Origin of the sequence: Azorhizobium sp. AG788 (assembly GCF_004364705.1) — a bacterium.
Lineage (GTDB): Bacteria > Pseudomonadota > Alphaproteobacteria > Rhizobiales > Xanthobacteraceae > Azorhizobium > Azorhizobium caulinodans.
Genome location: NZ_SOBM01000011.1, coordinates 128,717 through 136,167 on the forward strand (window position 1 = coordinate 128,717; position 7,451 = coordinate 136,167).

General features: G+C 65.5%; 1 protein-coding gene. It reads right to left on the reverse strand.

Annotated elements, in window-relative coordinates; translation table 11 throughout:
- Positions 1–42: 42 nt before the first annotated feature.
- Positions 43–7,380, reverse strand: coding sequence for an MBG domain-containing protein (locus DFO45_RS23675; protein WP_208299859.1), 7,338 nt, complete (start codon positions 7,378–7,380; stop codon positions 43–45).
- Positions 7,381–7,451: the final 71 nt, after the last annotated feature.

Here is a 7,451-nt window from a genome sequence, read left to right on the forward strand (position 1 = left end):
GCCGCCCCCTGGGCGGCTTCCCTCAACAGGCGTCTGTCGCGTTCACTCGCTCCGGAAGCTCAGCCACTGGCTGGGGGGCAGATTGGCGGGCACAGGCAGGAAGGCACACTGGCCGCCCGATGACGTGCCGCCACAGGATGTCAGGCGCGGAGCGCTGTTCTGCTCCAGCGTCTGCTGACCCTCCCGCTGATCGATGAAGGAGATCAGGCTATTGGTGTCCAGCGTCACCACCACCTGATCGGGAACGCTCGTTTCCACGAACGTCGGGTTCTGCGACGTACTGACGACCGCCTGTGTGCCGATGACCGTCAGAGTGCCGGGAACGTAGCTGAGGGCATAATTGGCGGGAGCCGTAAGGCTACCCTGCAAGATGGCGTAGCGGCCGGCGGGTGAATTGCTGTCCGCCGGGCTGGTCAATGTCCCCGTCAGGGTATCGCCATTCACGAGGCCGCGCCCGCCGATGATGTAGGTGAAGGCGGGATTGGCGGCACCCACCGTCCGGCTCTGATTGTCCGCGACCACCGCGAGCGGGCGCGGGGTCACAACCACCGTGCCGCCGATGTAGGTGAGCGCGTAATTGGCCGAGGCCGCGAGCGTGCCCTGAATGATGGCGTAGTTGCCGGCATTGGCCGTCGCGGAGGCTCCGGTGGCGAGGCTGCCGAGCAGCGTGTCTCCATTGACGAGGCCGGCTCCGCCGAGGGAATAGGTGAGGGCGGGCAGCGCATCGCCATAGGCCATGGACTGGTTGGTGGCGTTTACCGTAATCGGGCGGGCGCCGACGCTGAGGTTCGCCCCGGTGTACGTCAGCGTATAATTGGACGAGGCCGCGAGCGTGCCCTGCGTGATGGCGTAGGTGCCGACATTGGACGTCGCGGAGGCAACGGTGGCGAGGCTGCCGAAGAGCGTGTCTCCATTCGCGAGGCCGGCCCCACCCACGGAATAAGTGAGGGCGGGCAGCGCATCGCCATAGGCGATGGACTGGTTGGTGGCGCTTACCGTAATCGGGCGGGCGCCGACGCTGAGGTTCGCCCCGGTGTATGTCAGCGTGTAATTGGCCGAGGCCGCGAGCGTGCCCTGGGTGATGGCATAGCTGCCGACATTGGCCATCGCGGAGGCGCCGGTGGCGAGGCTGCCGAAGAGCGTGTCTCCATTCGCGAGGCCGGCGCCGCCCACCGAATAGGTGAGGGCGGGCAGCGCATCGCCATAGGTCATGGACTGGGCGTTGGCGGCAACGCTGATGGGGCGTGGCGTGACGGTGACGTTCGCACCCACATAGGTGATGGCATAGTTTGGCGAGGCTGACAGCGTGCCCTGGCCGATGCCGTAGGTGCCCACGTTCGCCGTGGGCGAGGCGGCGGTTGCAAGGGCGCCGGTCAGCGTATCGCCGCCATAGAGCGTGCCACTGGTCAGGGCATAGGTGAGCGCGGGCAGGGAGTCGCCATAGCGCAGCGTCTTGGCGTCGGCTGCGACGGTCAGCGCGGCCGGGGTGAGGGTGAGCGTGCCCGGCGCGTAGGTGATGGCGTAGTTGGCGGAGGTGAGGCCGGAATTGGTGATGGAATAGCTTCCGGCGTTTACGGCGCCCTGAGCCGTGCCGCCCCAGGAGAGCGTGCCGCCGAGGCTCGCAGCGGTGTCGGACCCCACGAAGCCGCTGTAGGTGATCCCGTTCCCGCCGGAATAGGCCGTGCCGTCATAGGGCTTGGTGCCGTCATTGGCGGTCACCGTGAGCGCGGCCGGTGTCACGGTCAGCGTGCCGGGCGCATAGGTGATGACGTAATTGTTGGAGGTGAGGCCGGAATTGGTGAGGGAGTAGGTTCCGGCATTCACCGCCCCCTGCGCGGTACCGCCCCAGGTGAGCGCGCCGCCGAGGCTGGCGGCGGTGTCGGATCCCACGAAGCCGCTGTAGGTGACGCCGTTGCCGCCGGAATAGGCCGTGCCGTCATAGGTCTTCGTGCCGTCATTGGCCGTCACGGTCAGCGCGGCGGTGCCCACGGTCAGCGTGCCGGCCGTGTAGGAGATGTTGTAATTGCCCGAAGTGAGGCCGCCTGCGGTGAGGGAATAGGTGCCGGCGTTCACCGCGCCCTGCGCCGTGCCGCCGTACGTGAGGGTGCCGCCGAGGCTGGCGGCCGTGTCGGAGCCCACGAAGCCGCTGTAGGTCACGCCATTGCCGCCGGCATAGGCCAAGCCGTCATAGGTCTTGGCGGCGTCGCTGGCGGTCACCGTCAGGCCGGCCTTGTCGATGAGGAGCGTGCCGGACACGAAGGTGATGTCGTAGCCGAACTGGCTGGAATAGAGCCCCGCGAGCCTGAGGTCCGCACCGGAATAGGTGCCCGCATTGGCACTGGAGGCCGTATAGCCCGCCGTGCCGGCGACGAGCGATGTGGTGTAGCCGCCGGGGTTGTAGACCAGCGTGCCCACGTCGCTGGACGCCGCCGAGCCGTCATAGGTCTTCGATCCGCTGCCGCCTGTCACCGTGAGGCTGGACATGAAGCTGCGCAGCAGCGGCATGGTATGGCCATCATAGATGCGCCAGACGGAGGAGGTGCCGCCCGCGTCGTCGATGCTCCAGCCAACGTTCGTGAACGTTGCAAGGCTCATCATCTGCGTCGTGGTCAGCCCCACCGCACCGGAAACAGGACCACCGGCGACGCCGACAGCATTGCCGGAAGTCGTTCTGTTCCAGAAGCTATTGTTTATGGTCCCGAAATTATTATAGCCGACCAGACCGCCAATATATACGCCGGTCGATACGGCTCCCGTGGAGTAGCTACTATTGATTGTTCCGTAGCTATATCCAACCAAGCCGCCACTGTAATAGGCGCCAGAACCCAGAACGGATCCCGTCGCGTATGTGTCTGTAATCGTGCCGCTCAGGAAGCCCAGCAGGCCACCCTGATAATAGCCGGCAACCGAACCGGTCGCGAAAGAGTTGGTGACATGGCCACCATTGTTGTTACCCACCAGGCCGCCGGAATTATATCCGCTGGTGACATTTCCGGTCGCGAATGAGTTCCGAATTATTCCAGCATTCAATCCTGCCAGACCGCCAGCCGAGCTCCCGGCCGAAGTTGCGGCCGACACCGCTCCCGATGCGGAAGAGTTGGCGATCACGCTGGTGCTAAAGTAGTTGTAGCCAACGAGTCCGCCGGCATAGCTGCCGCTGACGCCGGAAGCCGAGACCGTGGCAGCAGAGGTGGAATCGGTGATGGTTCCCGAATTCTGACCGACGGCGCCGCCGATCGATCCCGGGGTGCTGGCGCCCGTATTGCCGACGCTGCCATATATGGTCACATTCGTGACGGTGCCCGAGTTGAAAGCGGCAACCATGCCGGCGTTCTCGCCCGTCACCGCCCCCGCGACGGTGAGGTTGCTGACGCTTCCGCCAACGCCAATGTAGCCGAACAGGCCGGCCACACCCGTGGGGCGGTGGATCGTGAGGCCGCCGATGGTATGTCCCGCGCCATCCAGACTGCCGGTGAAACTGGTGGTGGAACTGCCAATGGGGGCAAAGCCCGCGCTGGAACTCCAAATGGCGGCCGGCGTGGCGTTGATGTCGGCGGTCAGGACGAAATTCTGGGAGAGCAGGCCCGCAGAGCCGACGCCCTGGAAGCCATAGAGATCCTCGATCTGATAGGGTGTCGCCACCGAGCCGTCACCGCCGGTAGCGCGCAGGAAAGTGGCGCCGCTGCCGATCACGAAATTGGTGGCGGCAAACGAGGGAAGCGTCGCCGATATCTGGCGCCAGGTGCCGCCGGAAAGGTTGAACGTGCCCACATTGACGGCGCTGGAACTGGTGGTGGTGCCGCTGGCGTTCACGATCAGCGTGCCGTTGGTGCCTGTGACCGCGCCGCCGAGGCTGATGTTGCCGCCCGAGGTGGTGGAGAGGGCCAGGCTGGAAGCCGTCGTCCACGACACCGCATCCGCAAGAGTGAGCGCGCCGGCCGCCGAGAGCGTGACGGCGCCGCTCACGCCCAAGGTGCCGCCGCTGTCGACGGTCAGCAGGCCGGAAGAGCCCAGATTGGCGTTGAGCGTGTAACTGCCCGTGGGGTTCAGATAGACGCCGTAGCCGGCGGTGGTGGTGAGCGGCGCGAAGGAGCTCGACGACAGGAACGACAGATCGGCGTCGGCATAGCTGGCGAGCGTGGCGAGATAATTGGTGCGCGTCGCGGTCAGCGTGGACTGGCCGGTGATGACATGGGCCGCCGCGCCATAGATGGCGACATTCTGGATACCGTTCGTACCGGCGGCGTCCGAGAAGGCCGCTCCCTTGGCGGAGCCATTGTCGAGATAGGTCAGGACGCCCGTTGAGGCCAGCGCGGAGGAAGTGACCAGAATATAATAATAGCCGTTGGCGCCGGTCTTGGCGCTGCCGATTCCGCTGCCGCCGGAGACGGCAGTCACGGTCTCTCCCGAAAGCACGGTCGAGCCCGCGTCGCTGTAGGCGACGCCGGAAACCGCGACGGGCGTCGTCGAATAGCGCCAGCCGAAATAGGGGTAGAGGTTAGTGCCGGTGCTCCAGATGGAGGAGGAGAAGCCGGCCGGCAGGCTGCCTTGCAACTGGGCGGTGGTGCGCGCCGTCGCGCTGCCGAGGCCGCCGGCGATGCCCACGGACTGACCGCTGGTCTGCGTGTCCCAGTAGGCGTTGGTGATGGCGGCTGCACTATTGTTGTTGTAGCCGGCGAAGCCGCCGACTTGCGAACTGCCGGTCACATATCCCGTCGAATAGGCGTTGGTGATCGTGCCATGGACATAGTTCACGCCGACAAAGCCGCCGATATTGCTCGCGCCGGACAGACCGATCACCCGGCCGGTGGCGTAGGCATCGCTGATCGTGCCCTCGTTATGTCCGACCAATCCGCCGACCGGCCCCATCGCGCCGGTCACCGTGCCGGTGGCATAGGACTGGGAAATGGTGCCGCCATCGTTCGAGATATAGCCGTTCGACCCCACAAGGCCGCCCACGTAGCCATCGCTGGCGCCGGTCCCGGTGCCGGTGACGTTCCCGGTGGCATAGGACTGCGTGATGGTGCCGCCGTTGATGAGATAGCCGACCAGCCCGCCGACATCCCAGCCTACGCCGGTCACATCGCCGCTCGCGGACGAGCCGCTGACACTGCCACCGTCGACCGCGCCGATGAGGCCGCCCGTGTTGACCTCGTTCGTGCTCAGGCCCGACACGGTCGTGCTGGCGGACGCGGAGGAGACGGAACCGCCGGACATGTAGCCGATCAGCGGCCCCACGTCGTCATTGCCGGTGATGCTTCCGCCGGCAAGCGTCACGTTGCTGATGGCGGCGCCGCTCGTATAGCCGAACAGACCGACGTAATTGGTGCCGCCGCGGTTGATCGAAAGGCCGGAGATGGTGTGCCCCTGGCCATTGAACGTGCCGGTAAAGCTGCTGCCGCTATTGCCCACCGGCACGAAGCCCGAGGCGCCCCAGAGCCCGCCATAATAGCCGTTGCTGCCCACGGCGAGTGCGCTCGCCATGTCGATGTTGGCGCCCAGTTTATAGCTGGCGGACAGGCCCTGCGACATCAGTTGCAAGGCCGCCGGTGTCGCGATCACGCTCGACTGTTCGTTGCGCAGCATCGGCCGGGTTTCACCGGCGATCATCACCCAGGTGTTGGAGAAATCGAAGCCGCTATAGGTGGACTGGGTTCTCGGCGCCGCCGCCACGTCGGTGGCTGTGCCGGTGATGGTCGCGCCGGAGGTGCTGCCGAAGGCGGACGCCTGCCCCGTCGAATTGGCATCCCAATAGGCATGGCTGAGCGTAATGGAACTGGGAGATGCAGGATCGTCGAAGCCGAGCAGGCCGCCCGAGTTCGTTCCTGTTACCCGGCCGCTGGCATAGACATTGGTGAGCGTCAGGGGCGTGACGCTGAAGGTTTGCCCTATGAGCCCGCCGACATATGTCGCCCCTGTCACCGATCCGGTGGCGTAGGAATCGGAAATGGTGCCGCTGTAAAGTGCGTAGCCCACAAGTCCGCCGGCCCCATTTGCCGAAACCGTCACCGATGCAGCGGAAGAGGCGTTGGACAAGGTTGAATCCACGAACCAGCCGGCAACGCCGCCCGCCTCCTGCGTCGCTGCGATCGTGCCGGTCACATGGACGTTGGAGAAGTTGGACGTGTCGGCCCAGCCCACCAGGCCACCCACGCGGGAGGAGCCGCTGATAGAGACGTTGGACAACGTAAGGTCCCGGACCGTGGCGGAATTCGTGTAGCCGAACAGTCCGATCTGCGATGTGCCGGGCCGGTTGACCGTCAGGCCGTCTATGAAGTGCCCGAGCCCGGCCAAGGTGCCCGAGAAGGCCGTGCCGAAGACACCAACCGGAACGAAGCCCGCGCCGCTGTTCCAGCTGGCGGTCGCCGAGGCGTCGATGTCATTGCCGAGGGCATAGTTTCCGGAGCCGGTCATGCCCTGAAGGGCGGAGACATCGTGGATAAGCGTATAGGACGTGCCGTTGATGGAGAGCGAAGCTCCACTGTCCGGCAGCGAAACGCGGGCACCATTGGTGAGGCTGTAGCTGCCGCCAGAGGTGAGGCTGGCCGCTGCATTCGCACCGCTAAAGGTCACGTCCTTCGCAATGATCAGGCTGCCCGCGGCCGAAAGGGTGAAGCTGGAGTTCGCATGGGCGTCGGTCAGCGCACCGTTTATGGTGAGGCCACCGGAGGCGGTGACCAACGACAGTCCACCATTGGTCGTGACACTGCCGGAAACGGTCAGGGCCTGACCGTTCGTGAAGGCAAAGGATCCGGCCGCGCTCGACGCCCCGAGCGTCCCCACCAGATTGCCGGTGTTCGTGAGCGTGACCGAGCCGCCGTTGGCCGCCGTCGCCGTCAGCGTGCCGGCCTGGATCACCGCGCCGCCGGCCTGGCTGATGCCGCCGGCACCCGCGCTCAGCACCAGCCCGCTATTGGCATTGCTCCCCGAGATATTGGCGTTGATGAAGACGCCGCCAGTGCTCGCATCCGCCAGCAGCGACAAGGTGGTGGCAGCACTCCAGGAGACAGCCGCATTCAACGTAATATTGCCGGCCTCCGCTCCCCCGCCATTCGTGGTGATCGCGACGTTGTTGGAGGAGAGGTAGCTGCTAAGTGTTGTGTTGTTGATGTTGGCGCCGCTGGCCGTCGGCGTGACGCTCCATGGGTTGCCCGAGACGGAGACCGAGATATTGCTGCTGCCGGACGATGAAATGGTGACGTTGTAAGGGTCGATCAGCCAGACACCTGTCTCTCCCTGCTCGGAGAGCGTCGAGATCGACAGGCTGTTGCCCAGCAGCAGATTGTGTCCGGAGGTTTCGACCTTGCCACCCGCGGCGGTCCCCGTAGCCGTCGCGCTGATCGTCCCGTCAAAGCGGGTCGTCCCGTCCGACCAGACCACGGCACGTCCGCCTGCACCCGCCGTACCGTCCACCCGGATGCTCGCGCCGGTGTCCACCGTTGTGGTGATGG